The organism is Aeromonas sp. 61P (genome assembly GCF_051919545.1).
GTDB lineage: Bacteria > Pseudomonadota > Gammaproteobacteria > Enterobacterales > Aeromonadaceae > Aeromonas > Aeromonas veronii.
Window position 1 is genome coordinate 2,345,182 of sequence record NZ_JBQBEL010000001.1, and the last position, 15,436, is coordinate 2,360,617.

15 protein-coding genes, 1 tRNA gene and 1 riboswitch are annotated in these 15,436 nt (G+C 57.9%); of the genes, 10 read left to right on the forward strand and 6 right to left on the reverse strand.

The window, feature by feature from the left end; translation table 11 throughout:
* The first annotated feature begins 10 nt into the window (after window positions 1-10).
* On the forward strand, window positions 11-451 hold the full coding sequence (locus ACTG2O_RS11310; protein WP_041980377.1) for a GNAT family N-acetyltransferase: 441 nt from the start codon (window positions 11-13) through the stop codon (window positions 449-451).
* Window positions 452-456: 5 nt separating this feature from the next.
* Here ACTG2O_RS11310 and ACTG2O_RS11315 read toward each other — a convergent pair whose 3' ends face one another.
* Window positions 457-999 carry a DUF1439 domain-containing protein gene (locus ACTG2O_RS11315; protein WP_005353308.1) on the reverse strand — a complete coding sequence of 181 codons (543 nt, stop codon included), beginning with the start codon at window positions 997-999 and terminating at the stop codon, window positions 457-459.
* 97 nt (window positions 1,000-1,096) lie between these two features.
* Here ACTG2O_RS11315 and cls point away from each other — a divergent pair, with 97 nt between their 5' ends.
* Window positions 1,097-2,578, forward strand: coding sequence for a cardiolipin synthase (gene cls / locus ACTG2O_RS11320; protein ID WP_005361740.1), 1,482 nt, complete (start codon window positions 1,097-1,099; stop codon window positions 2,576-2,578).
* A gap of 107 nt (window positions 2,579-2,685) precedes the next feature.
* Complete coding sequence (locus tag ACTG2O_RS11325) at window positions 2,686-3,948, forward strand: DUF945 family protein (RefSeq protein ID WP_236285382.1); 1,263 nt, start codon at window positions 2,686-2,688, stop codon at window positions 3,946-3,948.
* A gap of 79 nt (window positions 3,949-4,027) precedes the next feature.
* Here the strand turns inward: ACTG2O_RS11325 and purU are convergent, their stop codons facing one another.
* Complete coding sequence (gene purU, locus ACTG2O_RS11330) at window positions 4,028-4,864, reverse strand: formyltetrahydrofolate deformylase (RefSeq protein ID WP_019445959.1); 837 nt, start codon at window positions 4,862-4,864, stop codon at window positions 4,028-4,030.
* Window positions 4,865-5,123: 259 nt separating this feature from the next.
* Window positions 5,124-5,280: riboswitch (FMN riboswitch) on the forward strand.
* A gap of 104 nt (window positions 5,281-5,384) precedes the next feature.
* On the opposite strand from purU, the gene ribB reads away from it, so the two are divergent.
* Together ribB and ACTG2O_RS11340 are read left to right on the forward strand one after the other, a co-directional pair.
* Entirely contained in the window at window positions 5,385-6,038 is a 654-nt protein-coding gene (ribB, locus tag ACTG2O_RS11335; RefSeq protein ID WP_019445960.1) for a 3,4-dihydroxy-2-butanone-4-phosphate synthase, read from the forward strand.
* 225 nt (window positions 6,039-6,263) lie between these two features.
* Window positions 6,264-6,506, forward strand: coding sequence for an Lpp/OprI family alanine-zipper lipoprotein (locus tag ACTG2O_RS11340; protein WP_005334342.1), 243 nt, complete (start codon window positions 6,264-6,266; stop codon window positions 6,504-6,506).
* A 172-nt stretch (window positions 6,507-6,678) separates the two neighbouring features.
* Here ACTG2O_RS11340 and ACTG2O_RS11345 read toward each other — a convergent pair whose 3' ends face one another.
* Both ACTG2O_RS11345 and ACTG2O_RS11350 read right to left on the reverse strand, forming a co-directional pair.
* Window positions 6,679-7,527, reverse strand: coding sequence for a tetratricopeptide repeat protein (locus ACTG2O_RS11345; protein WP_019445961.1), 849 nt, complete (start codon window positions 7,525-7,527; stop codon window positions 6,679-6,681).
* Window positions 7,524-8,246, reverse strand: coding sequence for a 4'-phosphopantetheinyl transferase family protein (locus ACTG2O_RS11350; RefSeq protein WP_019445962.1), 723 nt, complete (start codon window positions 8,244-8,246; stop codon window positions 7,524-7,526). The genes ACTG2O_RS11345 and ACTG2O_RS11350 overlap by 4 nt, the downstream gene beginning before the upstream one ends.
* A 275-nt stretch (window positions 8,247-8,521) precedes the next feature.
* On the opposite strand from ACTG2O_RS11350, the gene ACTG2O_RS11355 reads away from it, so the two are divergent.
* The 4 genes from ACTG2O_RS11355 (at window position 8,522) to ACTG2O_RS11370 (ending at window position 12,761) form a co-directional block, all read left to right on the forward strand.
* Complete coding sequence (locus ACTG2O_RS11355; RefSeq protein ID WP_005334331.1) at window positions 8,522-9,010, forward strand: C40 family peptidase; 489 nt, start codon at window positions 8,522-8,524, stop codon at window positions 9,008-9,010.
* 148 nt (window positions 9,011-9,158) lie between these two features.
* Window positions 9,159-10,130: a 23S rRNA (adenine(1618)-N(6))-methyltransferase RlmF gene (gene rlmF / locus ACTG2O_RS11360; RefSeq protein ID WP_439975763.1), complete on the forward strand. Its 972-nt coding sequence runs from the start codon at window positions 9,159-9,161 to the stop codon at window positions 10,128-10,130.
* A 245-nt stretch (window positions 10,131-10,375) separates the two neighbouring features.
* A complete protein-coding gene (locus ACTG2O_RS11365) occupies window positions 10,376-11,101 on the forward strand; it encodes a MaoC family dehydratase (RefSeq protein WP_019445964.1) in 726 nt (241 codons plus the stop codon).
* Window positions 11,102-11,345: 244 nt separating this feature from the next.
* Entirely contained in the window at window positions 11,346-12,761 is a 1,416-nt protein-coding gene (locus ACTG2O_RS11370) for an SLC13 family permease (RefSeq protein ID WP_005353291.1), read from the forward strand.
* 116 nt (window positions 12,762-12,877) lie between these two features.
* On the opposite strand, the gene ACTG2O_RS11375 is transcribed toward ACTG2O_RS11370, so the two are convergent.
* Both ACTG2O_RS11375 and ACTG2O_RS11380 read right to left on the reverse strand, forming a co-directional pair.
* Window positions 12,878-13,864: a DUF481 domain-containing protein gene (locus ACTG2O_RS11375; protein ID WP_058055848.1), complete on the reverse strand. Its 987-nt coding sequence runs from the start codon at window positions 13,862-13,864 to the stop codon at window positions 12,878-12,880.
* Window positions 13,865-13,903: 39 nt separating this feature from the next.
* Window positions 13,904-14,812, reverse strand: a complete 909-nt coding sequence (locus tag ACTG2O_RS11380) for a L,D-transpeptidase family protein (protein WP_439976658.1) — start codon at window positions 14,810-14,812, stop codon at window positions 13,904-13,906.
* A gap of 438 nt (window positions 14,813-15,250) precedes the next feature.
* Here ACTG2O_RS11380 and ACTG2O_RS11385 point away from each other — a divergent pair.
* A tRNA-Ser gene (locus ACTG2O_RS11385) sits at window positions 15,251-15,340 on the forward strand.
* Window positions 15,341-15,436 lie beyond the last annotated feature (96 nt).

The following is a 15,436-nucleotide window of genomic DNA, read 5'->3' on the forward strand; positions in this document are numbered from 1 at the left end:
CAAGCTGGCGATGGAACTCACTTTCGAAGAGTACTGCGACGCCGACCTCTCCCTTATCAGGGACTATTACGAGACGACGTTTTCCCACTATGTGCCGGATCTGGCCGAGCGGATCTTTGTCGTACGTGATGCTCACTGGCTGGTGGGGGCGGTACGGCTGCGGGACGAGGAGGAGTTTTACCATCTGTGCGGCTTTCGCCTGTTGCCCCACTACCAGTCGCTGGGATTGGGGTCACGGCTGCTGCAGCACGCCTGTCACGGTCTGTTGGACAAACCTGTGGTCTGTCAGGCGCTGCCCTTCGAGAAGCCTTTCTATCTCAAGGCCGGGTTTGCCGATATGCCCCTCAATCAATTGAGCGGGTCGCTCTTCTCCCTCTACGAGCGGCAGCAGCAGCAGGGGTATCAGGTGGAGCTGCTGGTACGGGATACCACCCAGCCCCTCCTGAATTGAGCGGTTTAGCGGGGTTTGGTCAGCAGGTGGATCTTGCCCGGTGACAGCTCCAGCCCCAGCAGATTCTCCTTCAGCCAGGCCTGATCCGGATCCTTGTCATTGAGTTTGTAGACCGGTTTGGTCTCGAGCCGCTTCTCCATGCTCTGCAGCAGCATGTTGAGCATCAGCCCGAACTTCTTCTCGGCCGCCTCTGGCTCCAGCTTGTACTCCACCAGCTTCATGTTATCGAGAAACAGCGCGCTCTGGCTCTTGTCATAGCGGGGTCTCGCCTCATAGGTCATCTGCAGGCGGGCGTCATATTCGGTATTGTCTGGCAGGGCGATTTTGAGCTTGCCCTTGCCATAGACCCGGGCGGTATCGGGGCGTTGGCGACCGATCTGGACATCGCTCTGCTCAAGCGTCACATGGGCCTTGATGATGCCCGGCAGCTCCAGCTGTTTGTCGACTTGCACCTGAGATTGCAGGTACTGGTTTATCTGTTGCTCATTGATGTCATATGAGCCTTGGCCTAGCATGGCCAGGCTGAGCAGCATAGATTGCAGGATCATGCGTGCGACCTGATAGAATGGATTTGCCTTACAGCATACCATCCCGGCCGGTTGGGATCTGCCCACCGCGCTGTTTGTCGATTAGAAGGAGTCCCCGTTGTTTAACGGTCTGGAACACGATCTTCAACTGCTGTTTTCCCGTTTTCTGGGTTGGCTGCTACTGCTTTTTCATACCGTGATTGTCACCGGTGTGTCGTTTCGGGTGGTGATGAAACGCCGTCCCATTGGGGTGTCGCTGGCCTGGCTGGCGCTGATCTATGCCATTCCGTTTGCCGGGGTAGGCTTCTATGTGCTGTTTGGTGAAATAAAGCTGGGGCGCCGCCGTGCCGAGCGCGCCCAGGCCATGTATCGCCCTTATGCCATCTGGATCCGGCAACTGGCCCGTCTGTTCCCGCAGCACTGCTGCGAAGTGGGCGCCAAGGCACAGCCGCTGCACGATCTCATCCAGGGACGGCTCGCCATGCCGATGCTATCCGGTAACCGCATGACCTTGCTCAACAAGCCGGACTGGATCTTGCGCGAGATTGCCCAGGATATCCGTCGCTCGACGCTCTCCTGCTATCTGGAGTTCTATATCTGGCATCCGGGCGGCGATGCCGACGAGGTGTGCGAGGCGCTGATTGAAGTGGCGCAACGCGGCGTGGATTGTCGCTTGCTGCTCGATTCGGTGGGCAGCAAGCAGTTCTTCCGCTCCCACTGGCCCAAAAAGCTGCGCAAGGCGGGGGTCAAGCTGGTGGAGGTGCTGCCGGTCGGCGCCTGGCGTATTCTGTTCCAGCGTCAGGATCTGCGGATGCACCGCAAGCTGGTGGTGATTGATGACAGGGTGGGTTACACCGGCTCCATGAACATGGTGGATCCCCGTTTCTTCAAACAGGATGCCGGGGTCGGCCAGTGGGTCGACATCATGATCCGGGTGCAGGGGCCCATGGTGCCGCTGATGTGGTCGATCTTTGTCTGGGACTGGGAGATGGAGACCGGCGAGCGGCTTCTCGACAGTCTGCAGCATGAGCCGGAGGCCTGGCCCCAGACCAACTATCGCGCCCAGCTGATCCCGTCCGGTCCCTTCGTCGGCGGCGACTGCATCCAGCAGAGCCTGCTGCTGGCCATCTATCAGGCACGCAGCCATCTGGTGCTGACGACCCCTTACTTTGTGCCCGACGATCCGCTGGCGGCCGCACTCAGTTCGGCAGCGGCGCGCGGGGTACAGGTGCAGCTGGTGTTGCCGGCACGCAACGACTCCATCATGGCCAATTACGCCTGCAACGCCTTTATGGAGGAGCTGCTGGCGGCCGGGGTGGAGATCTACCGCTACGATGCCGGTCTGCTCCATACCAAGAGCGTGCTGGTGGATGATGACTTCGCGCTGGTGGGGACGGTCAATCTGGATCGGCGCAGCCTCTGGCTCAACTTCGAGGTGACCCTGCTGGTGGATAACCCCTCGTTCGTGGCCCAGATGACCCGACTGGTGCAGGGCTATATGGCGGAAGCCACCCCGATGACCCTGGCCCAATGGCAGGCCCGCCCCTGGTACAAGAAGGCGATGGAGAACATCTTCTATCTCTTCAGCCCCTTGCTGTGATGTTGTGGCGAGCCGCAAGAAAGTGGACTCGCCATCTGATTGGACTTGCCTAGCCCCGAGTCCGCCCCGTAGAGTGCAGTGACAACTCCCTGGAGACACATGGATATATGAAAAAGATAGTGGCCCTCGCCGTGGGTGCGGCACTGGTAGGTGGTGGTCTGGCTGCGTGCTGGTACACGGGCAACAGCTTCGACAACATCATGGCGGAGCAGATCGCCAAGGTAGAGCAAGAGACCGGTATCGACATGCAGTGGCAGTCGGGTAGCAGCAACCTCTTCACCCGTGACGGGGTCCTGAAGGTCGTGGTGACGCCGGAGGAGCTGGCTGCCATTGACAGCGAGCTGGAGGGCAGTCAGCCCATCGAGTTGCAACTTGTGGTCAAGAGCCAGATCCTGCCGCTATACATCAAGAGCCACTTCCTGCTCGATACCCATAATGGCACTCTGGCGCCAGTCTTTACCGCACTGGGCATGGAGCAGTGGGAACTCGGTCTGGAGTCGGTCACCAGTCTCTGGACCCAGGGTAACAGCAGCCGTTTCTGGGCCAATGAATTCAAGATCAAACAGGGGCTGGACGAGTTCAGCTTCCTGCCCCTGAGCGGCGAGTTCCACGGCAATCTGGAGGGGAATGGTCACCTCACCATGACCTGGCAGGGGATGACGGTCCATGAAGAGCAGAGCAAGATGGACTTGGTGCTGGCCGACCTGAAAGGGAGTGCCGACATTGCCGAGATCAGCGGTGTGCTCCTCTCGCCCCAGAGCGAGATGACCCTCTCGGCCCTCACGGTACAACTGCCTGACAGCGTCAAGGTCGCCCTGCAGGGGATGACAACCGAGACTCAGCTGACCGGTGATGATGCCCAGACCCTCTCCAGCAGCTATCAGATGAAAATTGCCAAGCTGGATCTGGAGAACGAGACCGACACCCTGGCGGTGACCGACAGCAAGTTGGCGCTCAACCTCAACGGTCTGGATCTGGAAGGGTATCAGGGGCTGCAGGCCGCCGGTGGCAAGGGGGTTGAAGATGCAGCCATCCAGCAGGCGCTGGACAAGATGCTCAAACGTGGTGCGACCCTGGAGCTGGCCGATCTCAGCGCCAAGCTCAACGGTGAGGCGGTGACCATGAAGGGGGACGTGAAGCTGGCCTCCACCTCGCTGGAGCAGCTGTTCAACAGCGACGCGGGCATGCAGGCCCTCTCCGGCGTGCTGCATGCCAGCCTCAGCGACAAGCTGGGCAAGGCGGTGCCGCAACTGGCCCCCATGCTCGATCAGCTGACCCTGATGGGTTATCTGAAGGCCGACAAGCAAGCGCTGACCTCCGAGCTGAAGCTGGAGAAGGGCGCGGTGACGGTAAACGATCTGCCGCTCTGACACATGATGTAGAAACAACAACGGCTCCCGCGGGAGCCGTTGTTGTTTCTGGCGTTTGCATATGGGCCGTGTGGGCGAATTACTTGAAGACCACCGTCTTGTTGCCGTAGACGAACACCCGTTCGTTCAGTACCAGCTCCAGCGCGCGGCTCAGCACCGATTTCTCCACATCCCGACCCGCCTTGGCCATGTCGTCCGCACTGAAGGCGTGACCGACGTGGATCACGTCCTGTTCGACAATGGGGCCTTCATCCAGATCGTCGGTCACGAAGTGGGCGGTGGCACCGATCAGTTTGACGCCGCGATCAAATGCCTGCCGGTAGGGGCGGGCACCGATGAAGGCGGGCAGGAAGGAGTGGTGGATGTTGAGGATCTTGCGCGGATAGGCCTCGACGAAGCTCGGGGTCAGCACCCGCATGTACTTGGCCAGGATCACATAGTCAGGCTCATAGCTGTCGATAATGGCGCGAACCTGCTCTTCATGTTCGGTCCGGCTCAGATCATCGTGACTGACGGTGTGGAACGGGATATCGAACTTGCCGGTGAGCTCGGCCAGGGTGTCGTAGTTGCCGATCACCGCGACGATATCCATATCCAGCGCGCCCGCGTAGTTCTTCATCAGAATATCGCCGAGGCAGTGGGTCTCTTTGGTCACCAGAATGACGATACGCTTCTTGCCCGCCTTGACCAGACGGCGCTGGGCGCCGGTGGGCAGGGCATCATCGAGGTCGGCCAGCAGGGTCTCGTCGTTGAAGCGCCCCTCCAGCTCGGTACGCATAAAGAAGCGGCCATTCTCGTGATCCACAAACTCATCGTTCTTGATGATGTTGAGCTGGTGCTTGTAGCAGATGTTGGTGATCTTGGCGATGAGCCCTTTGGCATCCGGGCAATCCGTGAGCAGTATTTTCTTTTCCATCTCTGTCATTTTCCGTTTGTGGTGTTGGCGCTGCTGTCTGCGCCGGCAGCGTTGTTCAGGCTCTCTTTTCGGGCCCTGTTTTTTGGTTTCGGGAACTATGCCATAAACCGATCCGCGCCATAAAGAAATTCACCAGTCATAGCCTCGCACGCTGGCGAGCAGGCCGCAGAGCGGGATCCCGGGCGCAATGTTGAAACGCTTTTCAGCCTGCGGGAGATTTTGGCTGGTATCTGCAACCGTTTTTCTTTAGGCTGTCTGCGCTTATTCTCAGGGCGGGGTGCAATTCCCCACCGGCGGTATCCCGATTGACTCGGGGAGCCCGCGAGCGCCCGACTTGGCTGATTGCCAGGTCGGGGTCAGCAGATCCGGTGAGATGCCGGAGCCGACGGTCATAGTCCGGATGAAAGAGGATAAGACAGACCTTGCCGTGTTGCCCCTTGTGGGCTGGCCGCCGCATGCCCGTCTCTGTCTGCCTTTCCATGCCCTGATTCTGGTCCTTGTCTTGTTTAGGAGTTTTACCATGAATCAGTCTCTACTCAGTGAATTCGGTGATCCCGTTGCCCGTGTCGAAGCGGCCCTGTCTGCCTTGCGTGCCGGAGGCGGCGTGCTGGTGGCCGACGATGAAGACCGAGAGAACGAGGGCGACCTCATTTTCGCCGCTGAATCCATGACCAATGAACAGATGGCGCTGATGATCCGCGAGTGCTCCGGCATCGTCTGCCTCTGCCTGCCCGACGAGCGGGTTCGCCAGCTCGAACTGCCAATGATGGTGGAAGCCAACTCCAGCCACTACCAGACCGCCTTTACCGTGACCATCGAAGCGGCGCAGGGGGTCACGACCGGTGTCTCGGCGGCTGATCGCATCACCTCCATCCGTGCAGCCATCGCAGACGGCGCCAAACCGGGTGATCTGCACCGCCCGGGTCATGTTTTCCCGTTGCGTGCGCGAACCGGTGGGGTGCTTACCCGTCGTGGTCATACCGAAGCGACGGTCGATCTGATGCAGCTGGCTGGCCTCAAACCGTTTGGTGTGTTGTGTGAATTGACCAAAGAAGATGGCTCGATGGCGCGTCTGCCAGATCTGGTTGCGTTCGGTCGCAAGCACCAGATGCCGGTGCTGACCATCGAGGATCTGGTGCAATATCGTCAATTGTTGTCAGAACGTACAGCCTGAGCCTCATACGAAATTGTAATAAGGCAAAAATTTGGTTAACCTTTGTCCGTGCCCCCACCACACGGCACTCATTTTTTAGACGAATCTGGACAAAAACTGTTCATTCAAAAAAAAATGAGGGTTTTAATGCATTTATCTGTGGTGGGGACTATGCAAAGTAGGATTTTTTTGTGCCATAATCACGCCGCTTGCTAAACGTCTGGCGAGTTCAAGGGAGCTTTAAAAATGAAAAAATTGTTGTTGGTAGGTGTTGTTGGTCTGTCCGCTCTGCTGGGTGGTTGCGCAAACACTAGCGAACTGGAAACTTCCGTTCAGAATCTGTCTAACAAAGTTGACCAACTGGCTCAAGATGTTAGCGCAGTTCGTGCTGATCAGTCCAAAATCGCTGCTGATGTTGCCGAAGCCAAGCAAGAAGCTATGCGTGCTAACCAGCGCATCGACAACATGGCTACTTCCTACAAGAAGTAATCCATGCGAAAAAAATGGCGCAGTTTTGCGCCATTTTTTTTTGCCTGAAATTCACCGTATTTCCACTATTCCCACAGCACCTTATTCCCACAGTACCTTCTTCGTACTTGACCCATGAGGTCATGCTGGTCTCCCGGCACTCCCCCATCATTACCAGCCAGTTCGATTCCGATCAGTAGAGCAGACTATAGAGTTTGCGACGGTAGCTCTGTGCCGCCGGTGTGCTGCCCATGGTCGCCAGAATATCGAGATAGGTCTTTCTGGCATCGCCGAATGCCAAATCCCGCTTGAGGATCTCCAGCAGCAGTCCCAACGCCTCTTCCTGACGGCCAGCCTGGTTGTATTGCACCGCTAGCTCCTGAGCCAGGGCAAAATCATCAGGCTGTTCTGCATGGCGGGCTTCCAGCGCGCGCAGCTCCGGGCTGTCTGCCGCTTGCAGGGCCAGCGCCAGCCGTGAGCTCAGGGTATGGAAGTGGCTATCCTGCGCCGCCATCGGGATGGTGCCGAGGCGCTCCTGCGCTTCCTCCAGCAGGTTGAGGTCGAGCGCGGCCTGGATCAGCCACAGGCTGATGTCGTGACGTTCAGGAGCTAGCTGGTGTGCCTTGGTCAGATGGGCATAGGCGATGCTGGGCTGCTCGTCAGCCAGTGCTTGTTGCCCCTTGGCCAGCAACTCTTCCTCTTCTTTGGGGGCGAAGGCGGCGAAATACTGGCGCAGGGTGGCTTCATCCTGCGGTCCTTCGATGATCCCCTGTTCGTCAGGGCGACCCTGATGGAACAGCACCAATGCGGGCAGGGCGCGCAGGCCGAGCTGACTGGCCAGCGGCTGCAACTGGGGATCGTTCATATCCACCTTGGCCAGGGTGACCTGCTCATTGGCGGGCCCAACCAGTGATTCGATCAGCGGTGTCATCCCCTGGCACTCCGGCATCTGCGGAGCATGGAAATAGATGACGACCGGCTTCTTCATGGACGCATCGATAAGTTCAGCGTGAAAATTCTGGGGAGTAATGTCGACGATCATGAGTTGGACTCTTCAGAAAGGGTGTTGAGTAACATGGGGTTAAGCGAGTGGCAATTCAAGCGCTCATCCAGCCGGGAAAAGGTCACGGGGGCTGCCGTCGCCGCGAGGCTGAGCCAGCCGCTGGCAAATGGCCAATCCTGTACCTGATAAGGGGTGTCATCGAGTCGATTGTCGAGTCGCCATCCTTCCTCCGGGATAAATCGCACCTTCTCCAGTCCCGCCGCTATGCCGCCACCGTGGGCTTTCAGTACCGCCTCCTTGCGTGACCAGAGCCGGTAGAAGGCGCTCTCCTGCTCTTGAGCAGGCTGTGCGCAGAGCCACTCATATTCACTCTGCGCATAAAAGCGGCGGGCCAGGGGGAGGGGATGATGCCGCCGTTTGCCCAGTTCGATATCCACCCCAAGCGGCCCCTGCGGGCAGAGTGCCAACACCAGCCAGCTGCCACTGTGGCTCAGATTGAACTGCCAGGCATCATCATGCAGTCGGGGCTTGCCGTGGGGGCCGTTGCAAAATTGCAGACTGGCGGCGGGTTGTTGCAGCCGCTCGGCCAATAGCTGGCGCAGCAGGGAGCGGCTCACCAGATATTCCTGACGCCGTTCAGGATGGGTCATGGCTTGCCAGATATGCTGCTCATCGGTTGACAGCCATTCAGGCAATTGAGCAAGCAGTTCCTGGCATACCCTGGCCGGTTTTAACAAAAAAAGATCGGTTTCGATCATGATTTTTCACTTTAAAAAGGTGCTGAAGCAGGGATAAAAGCCAGTTATCTATGAGGCCCAAGGCTCTTTTTGCGATTGTATATTGTTTGGGCATGATCACATTAATTATGAAAAATCGTGCATTTCCTTGCAAAAATGTGAGCTCGATAGGGATTTTCACTTGCCTCGATAGAATTCTTGGATATAGTCGGGTGCTGTTGCCTTATAAATTGCCCTTTGGGGCCGTATTTTAACAAGATTTACTATTTAGCGGGGATAAAGGATTGCGCCACCTGATGCTACTGCTGGTCGCGCTCGGAATGGTGGGTTGTGCCTCGGCACCCCAACCCGAGGTCGCAAGCAAGATCGAAGTTTCCATGGTTGAACCTGTCATCGAACCGGAAGCTTCCCAGACACCCGATGTGAATGAAATCCTGACTGTATATAAAGAGTGGCGTGGTGTTCCGTACCGGATGGGTGGCAGCAGCCAGCGCGGTATCGACTGTTCCGCCTTTGCCCGTGAAGTGTTCCGCAATGCCGTCGGTATCGAATTACCCCGCGATACCCGCTCCCAAGTCCATGAAGGGACGCGCGTTTCCAAGCAGGATCTGGTCGAGGGTGACCTGGTCTTCTTCAAAATCAATCGTCGTCTCAACCACGTTGGTATCTATGTCGGCAATGGTGAATTCATCCATGCCTCGACCCGAGCCGGTGTGACGCGCTCCAAGTTGGATAGCCAATATTGGCGCAACAAGTTCTGGCAAGCTCGCCGGATCGATATCTGAGTCAGGCTGGACAAACGGCTCGCAGTACGGACTGTTTTTCCAACCTCACTTGAACCGGGCTCGATAGCCCGGTTTTTTATTGCCGTCGTTTAGACTTTCCCGAGTCAAATCACTATAGTGTGGGCCCGTTTTCTTCGGCAGGCTCAGCATGAAACCCCGCATCCCATCAGCCGGTGGCCCCAAGTCGGGCGACCGTAAATCCGGACTTCACTCCCGTAATCGCCATCAGACGGGTTACGACTTTGAGGCGCTCTGCCTGCGAACTCCCGAATTGGTTGCCCACGTCTTTATCAATGACTACGGCACCCGCACAATCGATTTTGCCGATCCCGATGCAGTGAAGACCCTCAATCGCGCCCTGCTGGCCCATCACTACGGGATTGCCCACTGGGACTTGCCTGCCGGTTACCTCTGCCCGCCTATCCCGGGACGGGTGGATTACCTGCACTGGGCGGCCGACCTGCTAGCCGAGAGCGCAGGCCAGCTCCCTACCGGCAAGGGGGTGAGGGTGCTTGATATCGGGGTAGGGGCAAACTGCATCTATCCGCTGCTCGGCTGCCGCGAATATGGCTGGCGTTTTGTGGGATCGGATATCGATCCGGTCTCGGTCAAGGCGGCCACTTTGCTGGCCAAGAGCAATGGACTCGGCAACCAGATTGAGTGTCGTCTGCAGGGTAACCCCAACCATGTGTTTCGCGGCATCATAGGGCCAAAGGAGCGCTTCGCCCTGACGCTGTGCAATCCACCGTTCCATGCGTCGCTGGAAGAGGCGAGCAAGGGGACGGAGCGCAAGCTGCGCAATCTGGGCAAGGAGGTGACAGGCGCCCCTGTGCTTAATTTTGGCGGCCAGAAGGCAGAGCTCTGGTGCGAAGGTGGCGAGGCGGCGTTTCTGGCCAACATGATTGCCCAGAGCAAGGAGTTTGCCACTCAGTGCCTCTGGTTCAGCTCGCTGGTGTCGAAAAAAGAGAACCTGCCGGGGGCGAAAAAGGCGTTGAGCCGAGTGGGTGCGCGTCAAGTACGGGTGATCGACATGGCGCAGGGCAACAAGGTGAGCCGGATCCTCGCCTGGTCCTTTCTGGATGAAGAGGGATTGCGTAGCGGCTGGTCGAGCGCGCGCTGAGTCCCCACCACAAGGCCCGATGAGGGCCTTTTTTCATGATGAGCCCCGCGAATTTCCCCTGCTGGCGGCATCTTTGGCAATCGATTTCCTCATTGGCAGATCGTGCTGTTTTACATGGTGTAAGCAGTTACTTCCGCCTTGGTACAGGTGTACGCCGAGATTTTTTTGCACTTACAGCTGAAACTTTAATAAAATAGGACTGGTTAGACCTCTTTACAGGCATTGAATCAAATAGGGATCGGTAGATGAAAGTTGTCGATTTTCTGAAGCGCAAGCGCGAAATTCTGGCGCAGCACCCCTTTGAGCTCAAGGATTGGCTCTCTCCGGCGATCCGCGACTACTGGCGTGAGTTTCAGCAAAAGGCACATCTTCACCCTTTGCTGGGGCGTGTGCTGGACTTGCAAGCCGAGTCCCAGAGCGAGCAGCAACAGGATGCAGCAACCGTGGCACAAGTAGCCAACGGTCAGCCTGCCGTGGCTCAGGAACCCGCAGTTGAGCTGGGGGCCGAGGCGGCCGAGCTCTATGCCGCCCTGCAGGCTCGCATTGGTGAAGAGACTCATGTCGGCGAGTGGCTGCACGTCAGCCAGCAGATGATCGATCAGTTTGCTGCCGTGACCGGGGATCATCAGTGGATCCACACCGATCCGGAGCGCGCGGCCGCCGAGTCGCCTTTCAAGACCACCATCGCCCACGGCTTCCTGACCCTGGCGCTGCTGCCGCAGTTGACCGGCTCGGTCGATGAGGCCACCCCCGAGTTCCCGACCGCCCGCATGGTGGTGAACTTCGGGCTGGATCAGGTACGTTTCCCGTACCCCATCAAGGTGGACAGCAACATCCGCGCCCGCACCAAGCTGGCCCGGGTCACCCCCATCAAGGGTGGGCTGGAGTTGCTCAAAGAGATCAAGGTTGAGATTGAAGGGATCCGCCGCCCGGGTTGCGTCATCGAGTCGGTGACCCGCATCTACTTCTGACTCTCTCATCGGCATGAATGGTGAAACGGGCCCGCTGTCGTGTGCAACGAACAGCGGGCCCGTTTTTTTGCCTGTTTGTTGCAAGGGCTGAGGCGTCAGCCATAGCGCGCCGACCCCAGCTTGATATGACTCACAAAACGGTGCGCCGTGCAGTTAGCCAGCTCTCATTTTGGCGAGTTGGCCGCGTGAGGCGATAGCATGTTATGCCACTATTGGCTTCTTACTCCCGATCCTGGAGACAATAGTGCCCATCAATAACAAGATTATTCTGCCACTGCTGCTGAGCCTCACCATCCTGCTGATCCCGACCCACTGGATCCCGCTGGAGGGGATCACCGTCATCGAACAGCGGGTCGTGGCCATTTTCGTGCTGGCCGCCCTCTGCTGGATCCTGGAGCCCATCCCTATCTTTGCTACCTCGGTGCTGATCATCGTGCTGGAGCTGCTGCTGCTCTCCGACAAGGGGCTCTGGTTCATGACTGCCGACAAGGCAGAGCCGGGCTTTGGTGAGCTGCTCAAGTCCACCGAGGTGATGGCGACCTTTGCCTCGCCGGTTATCATGCTGTTTCTCGGCGGTTTTTTCCTCGCCATTGCGGCGACCAAATACCATCTGGACGTCAATCTGGCGCGGGTGTTGCTGCGCCCGTTTGGTCAGGATCCCCGGATCGTCATGCTGGGGCTGATGTTGATCACCGCCACCTTCTCCATGTTTATGAGCAATACCGCCACCACCGCCATGATGCTTGCCATCCTTACCCCGGTGCTGGCGGCGTTTCCCGACAAGGATCCGGCCAAAATCGGCTTTGTGCTGGCCATTCCGCTGGCGGCCAACCTCGGCGGGATCGGCACTCCCATCGGCACTCCGCCCAACGCGGTGGCCCTCAAATACCTGACCGGCGAGCATGCCATCTCGTTCGGCCAGTGGATGGGATTTGCGGTGCCCTTTGTGGTGCTGCTGTTGCTGCTCGGCTGGTTCCTGCTGGGGCGTTTCTTCCCGAGCACCCTCAAGCGGATGGATCTCAAGATTGAGGGGCGCTTTATGCAGACCCCTCGCGCCTGGGTGGTCTACCTCACCTTTATCACCACCATAGTGCTCTGGCTGCTGGGGGATCTGCATGGCATGAGCTCCTACGTGGTCGCCATGATCCCGGTGGCGGTGTTCCTGACCACCGGCATCATCACCAAGGACGATCTGCACAAGATCTCCCTCGATGTGCTCTGGCTGGTCTCGGGCGGTATCGCGCTGGGGCTGGCGCTGGAGGACTCCGGGTTGGCCGAGCGGCTCATCACCCATATTCCGTTCCACGAATACTCCACGCTGGCGGTACTGGTCGGGGCCTGTCTGCTGGCGGTGGTGATGGCCAACTTCATGTCCAACACCGCGACCGCCAACCTGCTGCTGCCACTGGTGGCGGCGCTGGCGGTCAGCATGCCGGAGCTGGCCGAGTGGGGTGGCAGTCATACCCTGATCCTGGCGGTCACCATTTCGGTTTCGCTCGGGATGTCGCTGCCCATCAGTACCCCGCCCAATGCGCTGGCCCACGCTACCGGTCTGGTGGAGAGTCACCAGATGGTGCGTATCGGTGTCATCATGGGGTTGGTTGGTACCCTGTTGGCGATGGTATGGATCTACCAAATTGCCGCTTGGGGACTGATCTGAGCGTACGGCCGGTTTCTCATCTGTTGCCTGCTCCATCATCGGAGAAGTGCCATGGCAGGTGATGACCAAAACAGAAAGAGGAGCCAAATTGGCTCCTCTTTCTGTTTGCAGTTGACTCAGAAACTGGCGCCCAGATTGAGCAGGTGCCTGAATTCGGTCTCTTTGTATTTTTGCTCGAGACCGACGAAATGCACTTCGCCATCTTCCCACTCCATCTCGCTCGACCAGGAGAGGCGCAGGTGGTCGTTGAAGTAGTAGCGCAGGCCCACGCTGCCGGTCACATCTCGATTCAGAGTGATATAGGGTGAGGGTTGATCCAGATAGAGCAGATAGCGCCCCTGACTGAACAGCTCCAGTTTTTCCCGCCATATCGGGATGGGTTGGCGATAATCCCAGTTCATGCTGGCAAAGGGGTAGTCGATGATCCGGTTGCCTTTGAAGAGCAACCCAATCCCGCTCTCTTCTCTGAAGTAGGCCTTGCGCAGACCCCCTTGCGCCACGAACTCCAGCCGACGGCGCTTCTCGTTCCAGAAGCGGTAACCCGGCCCGGTACCATAGTCGAGGCTGAGGTAGTTGCTTTCCAGCATGTCATATTCGGCATTGAGCGAGCTGCGCACAAACCACTGTTGATCGAAAAAGTAGTCAATGGTCGGGTTCAGTTTGTAGTCGTGGTTATCGGTGACGCTGTCAGACGTTTCGTAGGAGTACTCTCCGGAGAAGCTGTAGCGCCAGTCCAGATTGGCCAACTCGGTCTTGCCCTTGAAGTTGACGTTGTTGGTGTGCTTGTCCTTGTGTTTGAGCTTGATGTTGAGATCGCCACTACCGGTCCAGAGCCAGGCCTTGCGTTCATCCTGCTCATCCTTGAACAGGGTGAATCCACCTTTGGCGGTCGCCTTGGGTTTATCCTGATGCTCTAGTCGCCAGCGCTTGATGGCATCCCGCTTGACGGTAACGGCACCGGTATAGGGCAAAGAGATGCGTACCGACTCATCGCCTATCTCTTCGATGGTACCGGTCAGACGATCGCCATTGTTCATCCAGAGGATGTCTTTTGCCCACAGGGGATGGCAGATCACCATGAGTATGAGAGGCAGGTATTTCATGAGGTAAGGTGACTCCGGTGCGACTCGGGCGCTGGTGACTTAGCCACTGACAAGTTGGCTGCTGATGGGGCGGGGCAGGCCGTTTTTGCTCTCCAGCGCCGCCGTCACCTCATCCTGCATCACGTCAGGTGCGCTGATAAAGCTCTCTATGGCCGGTGATAACATCAGCGGGGCGCCATTTTCAAGCTCCTCTTCGGTGCGAGAGAGCGGGGAGTGTACCTCCAGCCAGCGCCGACCATCCGGTTCGATGGCTACCTTGACCGGTTGATTGATGACCCGCACCGGTGTGCCGATCGGCACAATCTTGAACAGGGCCTCGATATCGTCAGGTCGCAGCCGGATGCAGCCTGCACTTACCCGCAGGCCAACGCCAAAATCCTTGTTGGTGCCGTGGATCAGGTAGTCGCGCTTGCCATAGCCAAGGCGCATGGCGAACTTGCCAAGGGGATTCTCCGGGCCGGGGGGCACCACGGCGGGCAGGGTGATCCCTTTTTGCTCCAGCCAGGATTTGCGCACCATGGGGCCGGGCACCCAGGTCGGGTTGGGATTCTTCTCGATGACCGTGGTGGTCATCTCGGGTGTCTCACGGCCGATATCACCGATCCCGATGGGCAGCACGATGACCTCGCTCTTCCCTTGGGGGAAGTAGTAGAGGCGCAGTTCTGGCAGATTGATGACGATCCCCTCGCGAGGCACATCTGGCAGCAGCATCTGGGTGGGCAGCGTCAAGCGGGTACCCGGCTTGGGTAAATAGGGATCTACACCCGGATTTGCCTCAAGCAGCGCCAAAAATCCAATTTGCGTATTTTTGCCAACCAGTTCCAGATGTTCATTCTGCTGGATGATGTAATCCTCCAGCTCACCGATAAGGCGACTCCCGGCAGGTGGCAGCGGGTAGCGTTTGGCCTCTGCCGGCGTGGCGCAGAGCAGGATGGCTGCCAGCAACATGGAAAGGGCGGGCGTTAAGGGTAGGGGCTTGAGTTTCGGCAATCGCATAAGAAGATCCATCAGTTCAATCGGGGCGGAACATCATCAACACAGCCGCCAGGATGGCGCGATTGTTCCTCAATCAGCCCATGATTACCAGCTTGCCGCGCACTCGCAATGATGTGGGGATACATAGGAAACCTGCCAAAATCGGCATCACCCATAAATTTGAGCGCCAAGCAGGAAAAAGAGACGCCTCATGGCAATGGGTGAATATCACGATATGGATAATGGCCGGGTGTGTGAGCGGGTGGATACAGGGCTATACAGGGCGGCCTCGCAACGCGAACATCACGCGCCGCATTGTGAGCCTGCTCCCAGATAGCTGATTCAGCCATTTGATATCTAAGAAATTTTTATTGCATCCTCGGCCCAGCTTAGGTAAAAATCTCTCCCCACGGAGAGATGCCGGAGTGGCCGAACGGGATTGACTCGAAATCAATTGTGGCAGCAATGCCACCCAGGGTTCGAATCCCTGTCTCTCCGCCAAATTGTAGTCCGAGATAGTCTGGGACAGTACAGGAAACCCGCATGGTATAAGGCCTTGCGGGTTTTTTAGTGTCCGGCGAAGTTCGGTTTGATTTG

Excerpts from the sequence above, each read along its gene's own strand:
- ACTG2O_RS11380 (WP_439976658.1), bottom strand. The coding sequence starts at position 14,812 with ATGTTGCTGGCAGCCATCCTGCTCTGCGCCACGCCGGCAGAGGCCAAA.
- purU (WP_019445959.1), bottom strand. The coding sequence starts at position 4,864 with ATGGAAAAGAAAATACTGCTCACGGATTGCCCGGATGCCAAAGGGCTC.
- ACTG2O_RS11345 (WP_019445961.1), bottom strand. The coding sequence starts at position 7,527 with ATGATCGTCGACATTACTCCCCAGAATTTTCACGCTGAACTTATCGAT.
- ACTG2O_RS11325 (WP_236285382.1), top strand. The coding sequence starts at position 2,686 with ATGAAAAAGATAGTGGCCCTCGCCGTGGGTGCGGCACTGGTAGGTGGT.
- ACTG2O_RS11355 (WP_005334331.1), top strand. The coding sequence starts at position 8,522 with ATGCTACTGCTGGTCGCGCTCGGAATGGTGGGTTGTGCCTCGGCACCC.
- ribB (WP_019445960.1), top strand. The coding sequence starts at position 5,385 with ATGAATCAGTCTCTACTCAGTGAATTCGGTGATCCCGTTGCCCGTGTC.
- ACTG2O_RS11315 (WP_005353308.1), bottom strand. The coding sequence starts at position 999 with ATGATCCTGCAATCTATGCTGCTCAGCCTGGCCATGCTAGGCCAAGGC.
- ACTG2O_RS11310 (WP_041980377.1), top strand. The coding sequence starts at position 11 with ATGGAACTCACTTTCGAAGAGTACTGCGACGCCGACCTCTCCCTTATC.
- ACTG2O_RS11350 (WP_019445962.1), bottom strand. The coding sequence starts at position 8,246 with ATGATCGAAACCGATCTTTTTTTGTTAAAACCGGCCAGGGTATGCCAG.
- ACTG2O_RS11340 (WP_005334342.1), top strand. The coding sequence starts at position 6,264 with ATGAAAAAATTGTTGTTGGTAGGTGTTGTTGGTCTGTCCGCTCTGCTG.
- ACTG2O_RS11365 (WP_019445964.1), top strand. The coding sequence starts at position 10,376 with ATGAAAGTTGTCGATTTTCTGAAGCGCAAGCGCGAAATTCTGGCGCAG.
- rlmF (WP_439975763.1), top strand. The coding sequence starts at position 9,159 with ATGAAACCCCGCATCCCATCAGCCGGTGGCCCCAAGTCGGGCGACCGT.
- ACTG2O_RS11375 (WP_058055848.1), bottom strand. The coding sequence starts at position 13,864 with ATGAAATACCTGCCTCTCATACTCATGGTGATCTGCCATCCCCTGTGG.